The sequence below is a fragment of the Burkholderia sp. Ac-20379 genome (genome assembly GCF_017104645.1).
GTDB lineage: Bacteria > Pseudomonadota > Gammaproteobacteria > Burkholderiales > Burkholderiaceae > Burkholderia.
The window spans coordinates 1-698 of the sequence record NZ_JAAGPF010000736.1; the positions used below are offsets into that span (position 1 = coordinate 1).

Consider the following 698-nt stretch of genomic DNA (forward strand, 5'->3'; position numbering starts at 1 on the left):
TTCCGCGCCGCCGATGTTGCAGCAGCCCGCGCCGGCTGCGGGGAATCGCGGCCGTAATGGCGTGAGCGGCGCGAACGGCGGTTACGGCGGCTATGGCAACGGTGCTTACAGCCCCGGCAACGGCAACAACGGCAACAACGGCAACGCCGGAACGAACGGCGGCGGCGCGGGCAACGGCTTTCCGTCCGAGGCGCCGTCGGATTCGCCGACGCCCACGCCCGACACGCCTTCCACGAGCGGTAACGGCACGAGCCCGTAACCCGCCGGCGCGGCGGCGGTCCTCCCCGCCGCCGCGCCTCGGCCGCACCTTCCTCCGCCGCAAGCAGCGCTACGCGGGCACGGGCTTAGCGCCGCGCCCGCCGTTCCCTCCGCTCATCCCTTCTGCCGCGCCCGATACGCCGCCACCTTCATCCGGTTGCCGCACATCGCCATGCTGCACCAGCGCCGCCGATGCGATTTGGTGCGGTCGTGAAACAGCAGCGTGCACTCGTCGCACTCGCATTTGCGCACCAGGCCGAAATCCGCCTCGGCCAGCAGCCGCGCCAGCGCCTCGGCCACCGGCAGCAGCACCGCCGCCGCGCCGAGATCCGTGCGCCGCGACACCAGCGCCGGCTCGCCCGCCTGCGTCCACTGCAATTCCAGATGATGGCTGCCCGACGCGAGCACCGCGTTGAGCGCGGCCGGGTCCGCCCATTGGC

1 protein-coding gene and 1 pseudogene are annotated in these 698 nt (G+C 72.8%); one reads left to right on the forward strand and one right to left on the reverse strand.

What is annotated here, in order from left to right:
* Positions 1-259 (forward strand): annotated as a pseudogene (locus tag G3N92_RS34320) (hypothetical protein); the annotation flags it as partial.
* A 113-nt stretch (positions 260-372) separates the two neighbouring features.
* Here the strand turns inward: G3N92_RS34320 and G3N92_RS34325 are convergent.
* The coding region (locus tag G3N92_RS34325) for a CGNR zinc finger domain-containing protein (RefSeq protein WP_206131912.1) at positions 373-698 on the reverse strand (326 nt) is incomplete at its 5' end.